The organism is Aquibacillus koreensis, from assembly GCF_025154055.1.
Classification (GTDB): domain Bacteria; phylum Bacillota; class Bacilli; order Bacillales; family Amphibacillaceae; genus Aquibacillus_C; species Aquibacillus_C koreensis.
In genome coordinates, this window is sequence record NZ_JAOALK010000044.1 from 1 (window position 1) to 14,502 (window position 14,502).

Annotated in this window: 21 protein-coding genes; 2 read left to right on the forward strand and 19 right to left on the reverse strand. The window is 38.0% G+C overall.

Going from position 1 to position 14,502, the window contains the following annotated elements:
• Nucleotides 1-333 precede the first annotated feature (333 nt).
• The gene (locus tag NYQ66_RS12410; protein ID WP_259869947.1) at nucleotides 334-555 is read right to left on the reverse strand and encodes a hypothetical protein; all 222 of its coding nucleotides are present in this window, start codon (nucleotides 553-555) and stop codon (nucleotides 334-336) included.
• A 133-nt stretch (nucleotides 556-688) separates the two neighbouring features.
• On the opposite strand from NYQ66_RS12410, the gene pdaB reads away from it, so the two are divergent.
• The gene (gene pdaB / locus NYQ66_RS12415) at nucleotides 689-1,450 is read left to right on the forward strand and encodes a polysaccharide deacetylase family sporulation protein PdaB (RefSeq protein WP_259869948.1); all 762 of its coding nucleotides are present in this window, start codon (nucleotides 689-691) and stop codon (nucleotides 1,448-1,450) included.
• A gap of 183 nt (nucleotides 1,451-1,633) precedes the next feature.
• On the opposite strand, the gene NYQ66_RS12420 is transcribed toward pdaB, so the two are convergent.
• Nucleotides 1,634-2,245, reverse strand: a complete 612-nt coding sequence (locus tag NYQ66_RS12420; RefSeq protein ID WP_259869949.1) for a KinB-signaling pathway activation protein — start codon at nucleotides 2,243-2,245, stop codon at nucleotides 1,634-1,636.
• Nucleotides 2,246-2,393: 148 nt separating this feature from the next.
• On the opposite strand from NYQ66_RS12420, the gene gerD reads away from it, so the two are divergent.
• Nucleotides 2,394-3,062 carry a spore germination lipoprotein GerD gene (gene gerD, locus NYQ66_RS12425; RefSeq protein ID WP_259869950.1) on the forward strand — a complete coding sequence of 223 codons (669 nt, stop codon included), beginning with the start codon at nucleotides 2,394-2,396 and terminating at the stop codon, nucleotides 3,060-3,062.
• A gap of 42 nt (nucleotides 3,063-3,104) precedes the next feature.
• On the opposite strand, the gene NYQ66_RS12430 is transcribed toward gerD, so the two are convergent.
• The 17 genes from NYQ66_RS12430 to NYQ66_RS12510 all read right to left on the reverse strand — a co-directional run bounded on the left by NYQ66_RS12430 (nucleotide 3,105) and on the right by NYQ66_RS12510 (nucleotide 14,463).
• Nucleotides 3,105-4,154, reverse strand: a complete 1,050-nt coding sequence (locus NYQ66_RS12430) for an Mrp/NBP35 family ATP-binding protein (protein ID WP_259869951.1) — start codon at nucleotides 4,152-4,154, stop codon at nucleotides 3,105-3,107.
• Between the two features lie 86 nt (nucleotides 4,155-4,240).
• Nucleotides 4,241-4,951 (reverse strand): N-acetylmuramoyl-L-alanine amidase CwlD, encoded by a 711-nt coding sequence (cwlD, locus tag NYQ66_RS12435; RefSeq protein ID WP_259869952.1) that lies wholly within the window; start codon nucleotides 4,949-4,951, stop codon nucleotides 4,241-4,243.
• Between the two features lie 446 nt (nucleotides 4,952-5,397).
• Entirely contained in the window at nucleotides 5,398-5,790 is a 393-nt protein-coding gene (gene rpsI / locus NYQ66_RS12440) for a 30S ribosomal protein S9 (RefSeq protein ID WP_259869953.1), read from the reverse strand.
• A gap of 19 nt (nucleotides 5,791-5,809) precedes the next feature.
• Complete coding sequence (gene rplM / locus NYQ66_RS12445) at nucleotides 5,810-6,247, reverse strand: 50S ribosomal protein L13 (protein ID WP_259869954.1); 438 nt, start codon at nucleotides 6,245-6,247, stop codon at nucleotides 5,810-5,812.
• Between the two features lie 217 nt (nucleotides 6,248-6,464).
• Nucleotides 6,465-7,211 (reverse strand): tRNA pseudouridine(38-40) synthase TruA, encoded by a 747-nt coding sequence (truA, locus tag NYQ66_RS12450; protein ID WP_259869955.1) that lies wholly within the window; start codon nucleotides 7,209-7,211, stop codon nucleotides 6,465-6,467.
• 15 nt (nucleotides 7,212-7,226) lie between these two features.
• Nucleotides 7,227-8,021, reverse strand: a complete 795-nt coding sequence (locus tag NYQ66_RS12455; protein ID WP_259869956.1) for an energy-coupling factor transporter transmembrane component T family protein — start codon at nucleotides 8,019-8,021, stop codon at nucleotides 7,227-7,229.
• The gene (locus NYQ66_RS12460; RefSeq protein ID WP_259869957.1) at nucleotides 8,014-8,886 is read right to left on the reverse strand and encodes an energy-coupling factor ABC transporter ATP-binding protein; all 873 of its coding nucleotides are present in this window, start codon (nucleotides 8,884-8,886) and stop codon (nucleotides 8,014-8,016) included. The genes NYQ66_RS12455 and NYQ66_RS12460 overlap by 8 nt, the downstream gene beginning before the upstream one ends.
• On the reverse strand, nucleotides 8,862-9,701 hold the full coding sequence (locus NYQ66_RS12465) for an energy-coupling factor ABC transporter ATP-binding protein (protein ID WP_259869958.1): 840 nt from the start codon (nucleotides 9,699-9,701) through the stop codon (nucleotides 8,862-8,864). The genes NYQ66_RS12460 and NYQ66_RS12465 overlap by 25 nt, the downstream gene beginning before the upstream one ends.
• Nucleotides 9,702-9,992: 291 nt before the next feature.
• Nucleotides 9,993-10,346, reverse strand: coding sequence for a 50S ribosomal protein L17 (rplQ, locus tag NYQ66_RS12470; protein ID WP_259869959.1), 354 nt, complete (start codon nucleotides 10,344-10,346; stop codon nucleotides 9,993-9,995).
• Between the two features lie 44 nt (nucleotides 10,347-10,390).
• The gene (locus tag NYQ66_RS12475; protein ID WP_259869960.1) at nucleotides 10,391-11,335 is read right to left on the reverse strand and encodes a DNA-directed RNA polymerase subunit alpha; all 945 of its coding nucleotides are present in this window, start codon (nucleotides 11,333-11,335) and stop codon (nucleotides 10,391-10,393) included.
• Between the two features lie 232 nt (nucleotides 11,336-11,567).
• Nucleotides 11,568-11,957, reverse strand: coding sequence for a 30S ribosomal protein S11 (rpsK, locus tag NYQ66_RS12480; protein ID WP_259869961.1), 390 nt, complete (start codon nucleotides 11,955-11,957; stop codon nucleotides 11,568-11,570).
• Nucleotides 11,958-11,979: 22 nt separating this feature from the next.
• Nucleotides 11,980-12,345: a 30S ribosomal protein S13 gene (gene rpsM / locus NYQ66_RS12485; protein ID WP_259869962.1), complete on the reverse strand. Its 366-nt coding sequence runs from the start codon at nucleotides 12,343-12,345 to the stop codon at nucleotides 11,980-11,982.
• A gap of 24 nt (nucleotides 12,346-12,369) precedes the next feature.
• On the reverse strand, nucleotides 12,370-12,483 hold the full coding sequence (gene rpmJ, locus NYQ66_RS12490; RefSeq protein WP_003156543.1) for a 50S ribosomal protein L36: 114 nt from the start codon (nucleotides 12,481-12,483) through the stop codon (nucleotides 12,370-12,372).
• 35 nt (nucleotides 12,484-12,518) lie between these two features.
• Nucleotides 12,519-12,737, reverse strand: coding sequence for a translation initiation factor IF-1 (gene infA, locus NYQ66_RS12495; protein WP_204501736.1), 219 nt, complete (start codon nucleotides 12,735-12,737; stop codon nucleotides 12,519-12,521).
• Nucleotides 12,715-13,050: a KOW domain-containing RNA-binding protein gene (locus NYQ66_RS12500; protein ID WP_259869963.1), complete on the reverse strand. Its 336-nt coding sequence runs from the start codon at nucleotides 13,048-13,050 to the stop codon at nucleotides 12,715-12,717. Before NYQ66_RS12500 ends, infA begins: the two co-directional genes overlap by 23 nt.
• Before the next feature lie 16 nt (nucleotides 13,051-13,066).
• Complete coding sequence (map, locus tag NYQ66_RS12505) at nucleotides 13,067-13,813, reverse strand: type I methionyl aminopeptidase (RefSeq protein ID WP_259869965.1); 747 nt, start codon at nucleotides 13,811-13,813, stop codon at nucleotides 13,067-13,069.
• Nucleotides 13,813-14,463, reverse strand: a complete 651-nt coding sequence (locus NYQ66_RS12510) for an adenylate kinase (RefSeq protein WP_259869967.1) — start codon at nucleotides 14,461-14,463, stop codon at nucleotides 13,813-13,815. Before NYQ66_RS12510 ends, map begins: the two co-directional genes overlap by 1 nt.
• Nucleotides 14,464-14,502: the final 39 nt, after the last annotated feature.

A 14,502-nucleotide genomic window follows, 5' to 3' on the forward strand; every position in this document is an offset into this window, starting at 1 on the left:
CTCTCCATAAAGTGTTTGAGTGTTAACTCATTCAAAAAACTAGCTTTTTTCTTGCTTGACATAAATGATTGTTTTGTTCAGTTTTCAAAGATCAAATTTTAAGTTGTCGTTTTTGGCGACAAGATATATCATAACACAACATATCACTATCGTCAACAACTTTTTTGAATGTTTTTTTGATAGATAATTCATATAAGCTGACAACAAAAAATAATATAGCATATCCTATTTCAAATATCAACAGGATTTCGTAAAAAAGCATGAAAATATACTATACCAACTATTAAGATAGAAGGTATAGTTATGATATTCATATGTTCTACTCCGCTACAACTACTGATTCTCTAACTTTTTCGGTATGTACTTCAAACATTCTCTTTCACTTGCTACTCTTTGAAACAGTTGAAATAATGATTTATATCTTACAGCCATCGCTTTTTTTACAGTTTGATCGATCCGCTTATCTTCTATATCTAATAACAGTTCTTCTAATTCTCTTTTAATTAAGTATTCCAATTCTTTCTGTTCATTATTATTAACTAGTAGACCTAACATTCTATCACTCCTATAAATATGTACTTCTATCCTTCCCATTTACCACATTTTTATTAGTATTAAAACAACTCTTCCTATCATATTGGCGAAAACCAATCATAAAATATAGCAAGTCCCAAAAGGAGGAAAAGATATGCAACACTTTTTTGTTTTTAATATGAAGAGAAGAAGAAAATCCACTCTGATTGTGCTCGCCGCACTATTTACAGCTATATTTTTATGGGTTGAAACAGAGAGCTCATTCTCTGTCTTCTCATCCAAAGAAAACCCAGTTGCTCTAAGTAAAGGAAGTGAGGAAGACAGTAATATCTCCCTCACCTTTAATATCACATGGGGAAACGAGATGGTTGAGCCTATACTGGAAAAACTAAAACAACATGATGTACAAGCTACTTTTTTTATAAGCGGAGAATGGGCAGAGCGTCACCCTGAGTTAGTGAAGAAAATTGAAGAAAACAAACATGAAATTGGAATGATGGGGTATCGTTACAAAAGCTATATTCAGCAGGAAAAAGAACAAATTAGGAAGGATTTAGCTAAGGCAAACGAAATCTTCGGCAAACTCGGTTATTCAGACACAAAGATTTTCAGAACTCCGAGTGGCCAGTTTAACAACGAAGTATTAAGTTTGTTAGAACAACGTGGATATGAAGTGATCCATTGGAGTGTAAACCCCGAAGACTGGAGAAATCCTGGAGAACAATTAATCATCGACCGTGTTATGAAACAGACCTCTAACGGAGATATTATACTACTTCATGCTTCCGATTCCGTAAAACAAACGCACAAAGCATTAGATACTATCTTACCCGGACTAAAAAACAAAGGGTTTACATTTGTAAATATATCAGAGATGATTTCACGCGCACATTCTGAATCAGATGAGGTCGATTGATCATTAGAAAAACTCGCATTCGCTCGTCCTTTAGCGAATGTGTTAGCTTTTCTTATACTTGGTACATTAAATTTTTCGCTACGCCGAAAGACTTCCCAGCAAAAATTTATTCTTTCCTAATGTATAACAATAAACAAAAGACAGTCCTTTAACAGGAACTGTCTTTTCTTTTTTTCCTTATAACTATTTCTTAGGAGCAATCGCAGGTTTTTCTGTAAGACGATGTAATATTAGAAGTTGATATGTATTACACAACAATAAAGGAACAATCATTAACCAGGCGTAGTCCCCACCACTTGTTCTTAACCCAGGTACCCATTCAATAGAAGTTACCACTACCATAAAAAACAAGGCAGGTACAAACGCTGTTCTATTTGTCTCTTTTGCTTTTATACCAGCAACAATCCAACTGTACACGAATATAGTTAAAGCAACCAAAATGTATATGACTAAAGAAGGATCACTTTCCGTAGCATTTATAAACCTAAAATATACAAGATCAAACAAAGTGAATAAGATTAACACAACCTGAATTGGTGTCCAAAAACCCTTAAACATCCCTAACCCAAATTGATTAATGGTTAAATATGCAAAGAAACCCATCTGACTTATTAAACTAAATACAAACCCTAAGGCCGCAAAAAATACAACAAGACCAAACACCTCAAACAAATCAAAGGGTTGTAAAAATTCTTTATAGGCATCAGCTTTTACAAAAAAGCTTGTAATCAATGTTGAAGCTGCTCCAATTAATAACGTAGAAAAAAATAACCTTACAATATTCCGGCTTTTCACGAGAAGTCCTCCTAATTAAATAATACAATAATAGTCGTCTTTTCGTATTTTACCATGAAAAATAGCTTTTTTCGCTTCTCTGATACATATTTTTTTGCTTGATTCTCATATTAAAGGTAAGAAACACCTTGAAAGGAGTTGTTCCCTTTTGAATAAGCGAATGACCATTATATTCATTTCTTTCTCCTTTCTTATGCTTACCTCATGTGGAGGTGGCGGTGGTGGCGCTGCAAGTGGAGAAGAAAGCAACTACGAAACAACCAAGCAAATGGTTACTGACATATTGAAAACAGATGAAGGAAAGAAAGCGATGACAGATGTGCTTTCTGACGAAGAGATGCAAAAAACATATGTGATTGAATCAAAGATCGTGGAACAAGCCGTTACCGATGCACTCACATCTGATAAAGGTAAGGAATATTGGACAAAGATGTTTGAAGATCCTAAATTCGTAGAATCTTTCGCTAAGGCTTTACAAGGCCAACAAGAAGATGTAATAAAAGGCCTCATGAGTGACTCTGAATATCAAAAGAAAATGATTGAATTACTTGCGAACCCGGAGATGGAGCAGCAAATTGTCACCGTCCTAAAAGGACAGCAATTTCGAGAACATCTTGAAAAAACAATTCAAGAAACATTGGATTCACCAATGTACAAAGCCAAACTGACAGACATCATTTTAAAAGCTGCGGAAGAGATGAAGCCTCAACAGTCTGGCGGGGAATCCGGCGGCGGGGAATCTGGCGGTGAGTCCGGCGGGAGTTCAGGGGAAGGATCAGAGGAAGAGTCTGGTGGAGAATCTGGTGGTAGTGAATAAATAATAAAAAGGGAGCTAATTTTTAAGTTAGCTCCCTTTTTATTATTCAAACTTTGCAATAACCTTTGCCGCTATATTTCTATATTCTATGCCATTTGGGTGATCTTCTTGGTACACAGAAGGCGCAAAAACGTCTTCTTCCTCATACGGTTGTTGTAAGGAAAGTTGGCCTATTACATCGGTTTTTAATGCTTCAGCAAGCTTCTCTCCACCACCACGTCCAAACACATATTCTTTTTCACCAGTTAACTGACTCTCAAAATAAGCCATGTTCTCAATGACTCCTAATATTTCATGGTCAGTTGTCAGCGCCATTTGTCCAGCTCTCGCCGCTACAAAAGCAGCCGTTGGATGTGGTGTAGTCACAATAACTTCTTTAGATGAAGGAATCATATTATGCACATCTAATGCAACATCCCCTGTACCTGGTGGTAAATCTAACAATAAATAGTCTAGGTCTCCCCATTCAACTTCTTTAAAGAAGCTTGTCAACATTTTACCCAAACGAGGGCCACGCCATATGACTGGTGAATTATCTTCTACAAAAAATCCCATTGATATGATCTTTACACCGAATCTTTCTACCGGAATAATTTTATTTCCCTTTAATGCAGGGCGTTGTTCTACACCCATCATATCCGGAATACTAAATCCGTAGATGTCAGCATCTATGATCCCAACTTTTTTCCCAAGTCGTGCTAATGCTACTGCCAAGTTTACGGTGACAGTTGACTTTCCAACTCCACCTTTCCCACTAGCAACAGCTATAAATTTCGTTCCCGTATCTCCACCTAATAAAGAGGTATCCTTTTCACTTGTTGGTTGAAATTTGGCAATAACCTCTTCGGGAAGCTGGTTAAATCTTAAGCCGACCGTAGCCGCTCCACCTTGTTTTAATTTATTAACAATGTCTTGTTGTAGTTGCATTTGTTCAGCTGTATTTGTTTTCGCGATCGCTAACTTTACACTTACATGATTTTTTTCTTCTTTTATTTTGATTTCTTCTATTCCGTTCGTTTCTTCAAATGTCTTATGAAGAAATGGATCTTTTAATGTATTTAGCAGTTCCTTTACTTTATCTTGTGTAAGCAAGATTGTCACCATCCCTTAATCAAACTTCTATATCATTTAGTATAACATAACTATATTATTTACTAAGTGATATGAATCATAAGGAATTATTCAACATCTTCCGTTTGGTAACGAAGGATGCCTTCATATATGCTTGCAGCCATTTTCCTTTGGTATTCTTCCGTCTTTAATAGCTCTCTTTCATGTGCATTGGATAGAAAACCAATTTCAACGAGTACACCTGGTAAACCCGCATGTTTTAATAAAAACATGCCATTTAAAGCAAGTGCCTCTCTATTTGTATTTTCTAAGTTTCGTTTGATTTCTGCTTGGAGTTTTTTAGCTAATAACTCACTATGCTCTAATGAAGGGTAATAAAATGTCTGCGCTCCGCTCCACTTTTTAGAGGGTAATGCATTTAGATGCACACTTATAAAGAAATCTGGATTTTTATCTTTAATAAATTCTAATCTATTTTTAAGGTCTTCTGATTTCCTCCGCGATAATCCCTTAGTCCCTTCAGCTGCTAAATCCTGATCGACTTCTCTCGTCAAGTAAACAAGTGCCCCCGCCTGTTGCAAGTAATCTCTTAACATGTTTGTTACATCCAGTGCAATATCCTTCTCTAAGGTACCATCTGCTCCTACAGCACCACCATCTACTCCTCCATGGCCAGGGTCTAACACGATTACCTTACCGGATAGCGGCAGTGACCATGATTCCCATGAACTTGTTGATTTTTGAATTGGATATTGAACCAAAATCACCAAAATAAAAGCTCCAGCAAGCCATGATGCTACCTTTACTACTCGGCTCATACGTATCCCCTCCACTTATACTCCTGTTTTCCACTATATGGGACAAGTGGTGGTTTTATGACTGTATGAGGATAGGTTGTCTTAATTTAGTTCTTTTGTATATTCCAGTGTTAATGTAGTGAACTAATTTCTATAGAGTGCGTAATTACTTTACTGTCCATTGTTGGATTATTGAGCATTTGAACATAAATCAACTCCACCCCCGGTTGGAGTTTTTATTAGCTTAAGATTCACTCTTTGACGCGTTCGAATAATCCCCTTGCTTACGCTTTAGCTCAAGTCTCGCTCTCTGACGCGTTCGAATGCACCACTTTTCTTACAGCTTACCTTATCGTTCCAAAAATAACTGTACACTTTATATCAAAAACATCAGTTTGCTACAGTTAACATTACAACCATCAAAAAAACCTCTGACCAAAATGGCCAGAGGTTTTGACATACAAATATTAACGTTTTGAGAACTGAGGTGCACGACGAGCGCCTTTAAGACCGTATTTCTTACGTTCTTTCATACGAGCGTCACGAGTTAGGTATCCTTCACGCTTAAGAGCTGCGCGATATTCTGGATCTGCTTCTAACAATGCACGAGCAACGCCATGACGAATTGCACCAGCTTGACCAGTGAATCCTCCACCATCAACGTTTACTAATACATCGTAGCTACCTTCTGTTTCAGTGATAGCTAATGGTTGTTTAATGATTGTACGAAGTGTTTCGTACGGGAAGTAATCTTCCGCATCACGTTTATTTACAATGATACGTCCAGTACCTGGTACTAAACGTACACGAGCTGTTGAACTTTTACGGCGTCCGGTTCCGTAGTATTGTACTTGTGCCACTATTCATTACCTCCTTTTATTATCCGCGAAGCTCGTAAGCTTCTGGTTTTTGTGCTTGGTGTGTATGTTCTGCGCCTCTGAATACGTGCAATTTCTTACCCATTTTACGACCAAGAGGTCCTTTTGGAAGCATACCTTTGATAGTAAGTTCAAGCATTTGCTCTGAGTAGTTTGTACGCATTTCGCCAGCTGTACGTGCTTTTAAACCACCTGGGTGATTTGAATGACGGTAGTACATTTTGTCGCTTAATTTTTTACCTGTTAATTCAATTTTTTCAGCGTTAACGATGATTACGTGATCACCAGTATCAACATGTGGTGTGTACGTTGGTTTATGCTTTCCACGAAGGATGGAAGCTACTTCACTAGCTAAACGACCTAGTGTTTGACCTTCAGCATCCACAACAAGCCACTTACGTTCAATATTATTTTCATTTGCCATGAAAGTTGTGCGCATGATCAATTACCCTCCTGTATTACGAATTCTTTTTAATTTGTAGCACTTGAGCAACAAGCTCAAATATGCTATTTCGACCTATATTCTACACAATTAACTTTCCGGGGCTAATCGTGGTATAGAAAATAAAATGCCATAAATCATCATATAATATATAAGACCCAAAGTCAATAGAATGTTACACCAGGACCCGTTGTTTTTTTGACTCTATATTCATCTACTTATTATAGACAACATTCCATAGATATAATCCTTGAGATGGGGCAGTTTTCCCTGCCTTCCCACGATCCATTGCCTCAATAATTTTTTTTATGTCATCAGGTTTTCGCATGCCTGTTCCGATCTCTATCAATGTTCCTACTAATATTCGCACCATATTGTATAAAAAGCCACTACCTCGAAAGACGAATACCAGATTATCACCTTCTTTAAAACACGACGCATGAAAGATTGTACGCACCTTTTCACCCTTTACACCAGTTTTAGCTGCACAAAAAGAACTAAAATCGTGTTCACCCTCTAGTTGCTTACAAGCTTCCAAAACTGCATTTATATCAATTTCTCTAGGATAATAATAGGTGTAATTCCTCCGAAAAATATCTTTTTCACTCGAATTTAAAACAAAATATCGGTACTCTTTCTCCTGTACGTCAAATCGTGCATGGAAGTCATTACCTGCGACACTTGCTTCTTTTACATAAATGTCGTCCGGCAAAAGAGCATTTAGAGCCCTTTTCCAGTTTTGCTCAGGGATTGCTAAGGGTGTATCGAAATGAAAGACCTGACCTATTGCATGAACACCCGCATCCGTTCTCCCAGAAGCAGTTATACGAACCTCATCGCCTTTATGAATTTTTTTAAGTGCAGACTCTATTTCTTCCTGGATCGTTCGACCGTTAGGCTGTATTTGATATCCTGCATAATTCGTCCCATCATAACTAATCTTACATTTGATTCGTGTCATGACATGTCCCTTTCTTTATGCTCTTGTTAGAAATAAACAAAAAATCACCACTGCAAAAAATAAAAATGTCCATCGGTCCCGGCTTTCTATTTTCAGCTCACGCAGTTTTGTTCGACCTTCTCCACCTTGATATCCACGAGCCTCCATTGCCATCGCTAAATCTTCTGCCCTTTTAAAAGCACTTACAAATAATGGTACTAACAACGGTACGATGGCTTGCATTCGCTCTTTTATTGGACCAGATTTAAAATCGACTCCTCTGGATGCTTGCGCTTTAGATATCTTTTCTGTTTCCTGTAGTAAAGTTGGGATAAATCGTAAGGATATAGACATCATTAATGCTAACTCATGTACAGGAAACTTTATTTTCTTTAAAGGTTGAAGTAAACGCTCAATTGCATCCGTTATTTCGATTGGCGTTGTCGTCAACGTTAGCATGGAGGTTACTAGAATTAACAAGAAAAATCGAAGTGATATCGAAATCCCTTGAATTAGTGCACCAGAATATATAGGAAAGGAGAAGATGGTAAATAAAACATCCCCTTCCCTCGTCATGATGAGGTGCAGGAAAAAAGTAAAAACAATAAGTAACCACACAGGCGTTAAACCTTTAGCGATGTACTCTAGCTTGATCCTCGTAGCAAATGCACAACCAAAACTAAATAATACAAGTAACCCATAGCTTGCTACTGAATTTGCAAAAAAAACAAAAATCACAAAAAAGAAAATCACAATAATTTTTGTTCGAGGGTCCAGGCGGTGAATAATCGAATTGCCCGGGACATATTGACCAATAATGATATTATTCAAGTCGATCAGCTCCCCTCAGTACCTCTCTTAACTCGGAAGCTAACTGTTCAATGGATTGCCCGTGATAAGGTAAGCGAATCCCAAACTTTTCTTCAACTTTAAATAAGAACTGAATGATTTCAGGTACATCTAATTGGACTTGTTGCAGTTCTTTCTGTTTTAAAAATAAATCAGCAGGTGGACCTTCCATGTATTTTGTTCCTTGATCTAAAATGATAACATGATCTGCATATTGCAGCGCATCATCCATACTGTGGGTGACAAGCACGGTTGTAAGTTCATTCTTTTGGTGCAATTGATAAAACATGTTCATCATATCCTTTTGCCCACGCGGATCAAGTCCAGCAGTTGGCTCATCCAAAACAAGGACTTCTGGATTCATTGCGAGTACTCCAGCAATCGCAACTCTTCTCATTTGACCACCACTTAAATCAAATGGAGACTTTTCTAATAACGATTCTGGCAATTGGACTGCAGAAAGTGAATCTAGAATACGCTTATTCACTTCCTCCTGATTTACACCAAAATTTTTAGGTCCAAACCCTATATCCTTTTCCACTGTTTCTTCAAACAATTGATGTTCAGGATATTGGAATACAACCCCCACTCGCTTCCTTAAATCTTTTATGTTTTTGATCTTTTTATCACTAACTAGTTTATAGTCACCAACTGTCACTTCACCCTCTGTAGGTTTAAGAAGCCCATTCAAATGTTGAATAACGGTTGATTTGCCTGAACCCGTATGTCCTACAATTGCAACAAAGGACCCAGATTTAATCCGAAAAGAAAGGTCGTGAAATGCTTGGTGTTCGAATGGAGTATTTGGCATATAGGTGAAGGTTACATTTTCAAATGATATGTCCATAATTCCTCTAATAACTCCTCATGGTTAAGTGGTTGTTTATCTATAGTAATTCCTAATTGCGATAATTCTTCAGAAAGCTTTACCACAAATGGTAAGTCTAAGCCGATAGCCTGTAAGTCTTTTGTCTTTTTAAAGATTTCTCTTGGTGTAGCTTCATCCCATACTTCTCCTTGATTCATTACAATAACACGGTCTGCTTGAATAATTTCATGAAGGTCATGGGTAATGGTTATTAAAGATAGGCGATCCTGTTCGATAATGTCGTGCATTGTCTTCATGATCTCACTACGTCCATGTGGATCTAACATTGCGGTAGCCTCATCGAGTATCATAACGTCTGGTGAAATGGCCATTACGCCAGCAATAGCCACCCGCTGTTTTTGCCCACCAGATAAACGATGTGGCTCTTGAAACATATACGCTTCCATCCCTACTTTGGCCAAACTATCTTGAATTTTGGTAAGCATGATCTCCCTTGGAACGCCTCTGTTTTCGAGCCCAAATGCAACATCATCTCTCACTGTCGTGCCAACAAATTGATTATCTGGGTTTTGAAAGACCATACCAACTTTTTTCCTAACATCCCATATTGTATCAGCATTAACGAGCATGCCATCCACATAGATTTCCCCTTGTTGCGGAAAAAGCAGACCATTAATTAATTTTGCAATAGTAGATTTACCGGAGCCATTGTGTCCAATAATGGCAATCCACTCATTTGTTTGTATCCTAAAGCTAACATTCTTTAATACCCACGGTTGATCTTCTTCATATCGAAAATAAACATTTTTAAACTCTATAAAAGCAGTAGTCACGTTATTCACCTCAAAACCATTTGTCTATTATTTCCCCGGTAATGATGGATATTTTAATCAATCTACATCTCACACATTAACATCACAGGAAGTTCTGTAATAGGATAATCCACTCATTATCTATCACATGCTATATCTTCCCTGAGTGGTTGTCTATGCTGTTTGCTTGAAATTCCAATTTTTTATTTTGGTTAGCACAAGGCTTTCCACTTAAGCTAACCAAAATAAAAAAGGGCCTGGATTCACCTCATAGAAGAAGTTCTGTCCTGCCCTTCAAGCCATAATCGTACTTTATACTAGTTCTATAACCGCCATTTCTGCTCCGTCACCTTTACGTGGTCCTAACTTAAGTACACGTGTATAACCACCTTGACGCTCATCATAACGAGCAGCGATATCACTAAATAATTTTTGCACAGCATCTTCATTTTCGTTCGCTTCAGCATTGTATAAGAATGCTGCTGCTTGACGACGGGCATGAAGATCGCCACGCTTACCTAGTGTAATCATTTTTTCAACAACTGAACGAAGCTCTTTCGCTTTTGCCTCTGTAGTTTCAATACGTTCATGAATAATTAAATCAGTGGCAAGGCCTCTTAGTAGAGCCATACGTTGATCTGTTGTACGACCTAATTTTCTAGCCATGAGTTATCCCTCCCTTTTCCGGAATATCTAAAGGTGTCTAGTGATTAATCGTCTTTACGTAATCCTAGTCCTAAATCTTCTAATTTATGTTTTACTTCTTCGAGAGATTTACGTCCTAAGTTACGAACCTTCATCATGTCTTCTTCAGACTTGTGTGCAAGCTCTTGTACCGTATTAATACCAGCACGTTTCAAGCAATTATATGAGCGCACAGACAAATCAAGTTCTTCAATAGTCATCTCTAGAACTTTTTCTTTTTGATCTTCTTCTTTTTCGATCATAATTTCAGCATTTTGGGCTTCATCAGTTAGACCGACAAAGATATTTAAGTGTTCCGAATAAATCTTTGCACCTAATGACACAGCTTCTTCAGGTCTTATGCTGCCATCTGTCCAAACATCCAGCGTTAATTTATCAAAGTTAGTAATTTGCCCTACGCGGGTGTTTTCTACTTGATAAGTTACTCGGGATACTGGTGTAAAGATAGAATCAACAGGAACAACACCAATCGGCTGATCATCATGGTTGTTAGCATCAGCTGGGCGATAACCACGACCGCGTTCAGCTGTTATCTTCATATGCAAATGTGCATTTGCTCCTAAAGTAGCAATGTGAAGATCTGGATTTAAGATTTCTACATCACTATCATAGGTAATATCCGCAGCTGTCACTTTTCCTTCTCCCTGTACATCAATCTCTAACACTTTCTCTTCATCAGAATAGATTTTTAGTGCTAGTTTTTTAAGATTAAGGATAATAGTTGTAACATCTTCCACGACTCCGTCAATAGTTGAGAATTCATGAAGTGCTCCATCTATCTGTACAGATGTCACAGCAGCACCTGGCAGTGAAGATAACAGAATACGACGCAAGGAGTTACCTAATGTAGTACCATATCCACGCTCAAGTGGTTCTACGACGAACTTACCAAAAGTAGCATCATCACTGATCTCTACCGTCTCAATCTTTGGTTTTTCAATTTCGATCATTTGTTAAAACCCTCCTTCAAAACGTCGAAACCTCGGTTAGACACTTAGTCTAACCGAAATTCCTCAAGTAGGCAGTTCCCGTTCCTGCACTATGCAATTTCGTATTATTCTGTCATATGCGATGCTGTATTCGAGGGTTCAAAACTTCGGTACATTATCCTTGGTTTTGCCCCTATTTCTTTTAGCTATCATAACCCATTATAGACAGGCTGACAAATTATATACGGATAAATTATACACGACGACGTTTTGGTGGGCGACAACCATTGTGAGGAACTGGTGTTACATCAACAATGGCAGTAACTTCTATACCTGCTGCTTGAAGTGAACGAATGGCTGCTTCACGTCCGGCACCAGGTCCCTTAACTGTTACTTCTAAAGTTTTCACACCGTGTTCTTGCGCTGATTTAGCTGCTGCTTCTGCTGCCATTTGTGCTGCAAATGGAGTTGATTTACGTGAACCTTTAAATCCAAGCGCTCCCGCACTGCTCCAGCTAATAGCATTACCTTGAACATCAGTAATTGTAACGATTGTATTATTAAATGTTGAGCGAATATGTGCGATGCCAGTGTCAATATTCTTTTTCACTCTTTTTTTACGCGTATTTGTTCTACGTGCCATTAATTAACTAACCTCCTTTAGCTTATTTTTTCTTGTTAGCCATTGTTTTACGTGGACCTTTACGTGTACGAGAGTTGTTTTTCGTTTTTTGTCCTCGTACTGGTAAACCTCTACGGTGACGAACTCCACGATAAGAACCGATTTCGATTAGACGTTTAATGTTTAGTGAAACCTCACGACGAAGATCACCTTCAACTGTGTACTTTTCGATAGCTGTACGAATTCTACCTAACTCATCTTCTGTTAGGTCACGAACACGCGTATCTTCAGAAACTCCAGCTTCGTTTAACACTTCTTTAGCAGTAGCTTTCCCAATACCATATACATAAGTAAGAGAAATAACTACACGCTTTTCACGAGGAATATCAATACCTGAAATACGTGCCATTAATGCATTGCACCTCCTTGTTAATTATCCTTGTTTTTGTTTATGCTTAGGGTTTTCGCAAATCACCATAACTTTTCCCTTACGGCGAATAACCTTACACTTTTCGCATATTGGTTTTACAGATGGTCTTACCTTCATCTCATCCATACCTCCTCTTGTATCGGAGCATTCAATTATTTGTATCGGTACGTAATACGCCCTCTTGATAAATCATATGGAGAAAGTTCAACCGTTACTTTATCTCCAGGTAAAATTCGAATGAAGTGCATGCGAATCTTCCCAGAAACGTGAGCTAATACGGTATGACCATTCTCTAATTCGACTTTAAACATAGCATTAGGTAACGTGTCAGTGACAGTACCTTCTACTTCAATTGCATCGTCTTTCGCCATCGAGTTGATCTCCCTTCTTCAAATCAGTCACTACTTCATTGACAAATTTTGATATAGCAAAACGCAGCTTGCCATTTGTTACGCGACCAGTTTCTAGAAGGCTGTTTTGGACTTCCGGAGAAATATAATCCATTTGCTCAATATGGTGTAGATTCTTTTTCTTTGGTCGATCAAATTTTCTCTTTTCTCCATCGGCAAGCAACACAAAACGATCATCTACAACATCTATGACAATTGCATATTGGCCAGCTTCTCGTCCTTGTAATATCTGAACAACTTGACCTATTCGCGGACTCGACTCCGTATCATTCAACCAAGATCACCTTCACTTAGGCTATTGTTAATATTTCGTAACCTTCTTCTGTAATGGCAATTGTATGTTCAAAATGAGCACACTTTTTTCCATCTCGGGTGACAACCGTCCAATTATCAGCAAGCGTCTTAACAAAACGGCTCCCTGCATTTACCATTGGTTCAATGGCAAGGACCATACCATTTTTCAGTAGTGGACCCTTATTAGGTGGACCATAATGTGGAATAGTTGGATCTTCATGTAGTTGTCGTCCAACTCCATGACCAGCATATTCTCTAACAATACTATACCCTTTCGGTTCCACATAGCTTTGAATGGCATGTGATATATTTGAAAGGCGGACACCTGGTTTTGCTTCTTCAATACCTTGATAAAGAGCAGACTCTGTTACTTCTAGTAAATGATTTATATCATCATCAATCGTTCCTACAGCATAAGTCCATGCAGAATCTCCATGGTATCCCTTATACTTAGCACCGATATCAATACTGATAATATCACCGTTATTAAGCTTGCGGTTACCTGGAATTCCATGTACCAATTCTTCATTAACGGATGCGCAAATACTACCACGGAAACCATTATAACCTTTAAAAGATGGAATTGCATCCATACTACGAATAAACTTCTCAGCAATGTTATCCAATTCTTTTGTCGTAATGCCAGGCTCGATATGTTGCTTTAGTTCCTTATGTGTAAGGGCAACGATCTTCCCTGCCGTACGCATTATTTCAATTTCACGTGGTGTTTTGCAATAAATCATTACACTAAGTCTCCGAGTTTATCATCGATATCCTGAAAAACTTTATCTATTTCTTGAGAACCATTAATGGAGACAAGATATCCTTTGTCACGGTAATAATCTAGCATAGGTTGTGTTTGTTCTAAATTAACTTCAAGACGCTTAGAAACCGTTTCTGGTTGGTCATCTTTACGTTGAATTAAAGCAGAACCATCTTTATCACAAACACCTTCCTGTTCAGGAGGATTAAATTCATTATGATAGGTTGCACCACATGTTGGACAGATACGGCGTCCTGTTAATCGCTCAACAAGTTGCTCCATCGGTACATCTACATGTAGAACATAATCTAAGGATTTACTCATATCCATTAGAAGATCATCTAGAGCTTTTGCTTGTGCAATCGTTCTAGGAAAACCATCTAACAAAAACCCTTTTTCACAATCATCTTTGCTTAATCTTTCCCTAACAATACCTATTGTAACCTCATCTGGCACAAGTTCACCTTGATCCATAAATGATTTAGCTTTGGTTCCAAGTTCCGTTCCTTCTTTAATAGCTAAACGGAACATATCTCCAGTTGAGATATGAGGGATTTGGTACTTTTCTACAATCTTTTCAGCTTGTGTACCTTTACCCGCTCCTGGAAGACCCATTAGGATTAAATTCACCGAATTTCCCCTCGCTCTCGTACATCATCTACTTATCAG

Coding starts and splice junctions, on each gene's coding strand:
- cwlD (WP_259869952.1), bottom strand. CDS start 4,951: ATGAGCCGAGTAGTAAAGGTAGCATCATGGCTTGCTGGAGCTTTTATT.
- NYQ66_RS12475 (WP_259869960.1), bottom strand. CDS start 11,335: ATGATCGAAATTGAAAAACCAAAGATTGAGACGGTAGAGATCAGTGAT.
- rpsK (WP_259869961.1), bottom strand. CDS start 11,957: ATGGCACGTAGAACAAATACGCGTAAAAAAAGAGTGAAAAAGAATATT.
- infA (WP_204501736.1), bottom strand. CDS start 12,737: ATGGCGAAAGACGATGCAATTGAAGTAGAAGGTACTGTCACTGACACG.
- rpsM (WP_259869962.1), bottom strand. CDS start 12,345: ATGGCACGTATTTCAGGTATTGATATTCCTCGTGAAAAGCGTGTAGTT.
- rplM (WP_259869954.1), bottom strand. CDS start 6,247: ATGCGCACAACTTTCATGGCAAATGAAAATAATATTGAACGTAAGTGG.
- rplQ (WP_259869959.1), bottom strand. CDS start 10,346: ATGGCTAGAAAATTAGGTCGTACAACAGATCAACGTATGGCTCTACTA.
- rpmJ (WP_003156543.1), bottom strand. CDS start 12,483: ATGAAGGTAAGACCATCTGTAAAACCAATATGCGAAAAGTGTAAGGTT.
- map (WP_259869965.1), bottom strand. CDS start 13,813: ATGATTTATTGCAAAACACCACGTGAAATTGAAATAATGCGTACGGCA.
- NYQ66_RS12410 (WP_259869947.1), bottom strand. CDS start 555: ATGTTAGGTCTACTAGTTAATAATAATGAACAGAAAGAATTGGAATAC.
- pdaB (WP_259869948.1), top strand. CDS start 689: ATGCAACACTTTTTTGTTTTTAATATGAAGAGAAGAAGAAAATCCACT.
- truA (WP_259869955.1), bottom strand. CDS start 7,211: ATGACACGAATCAAATGTAAGATTAGTTATGATGGGACGAATTATGCA.
- NYQ66_RS12460 (WP_259869957.1), bottom strand. CDS start 8,886: ATGGACATATCATTTGAAAATGTAACCTTCACCTATATGCCAAATACT.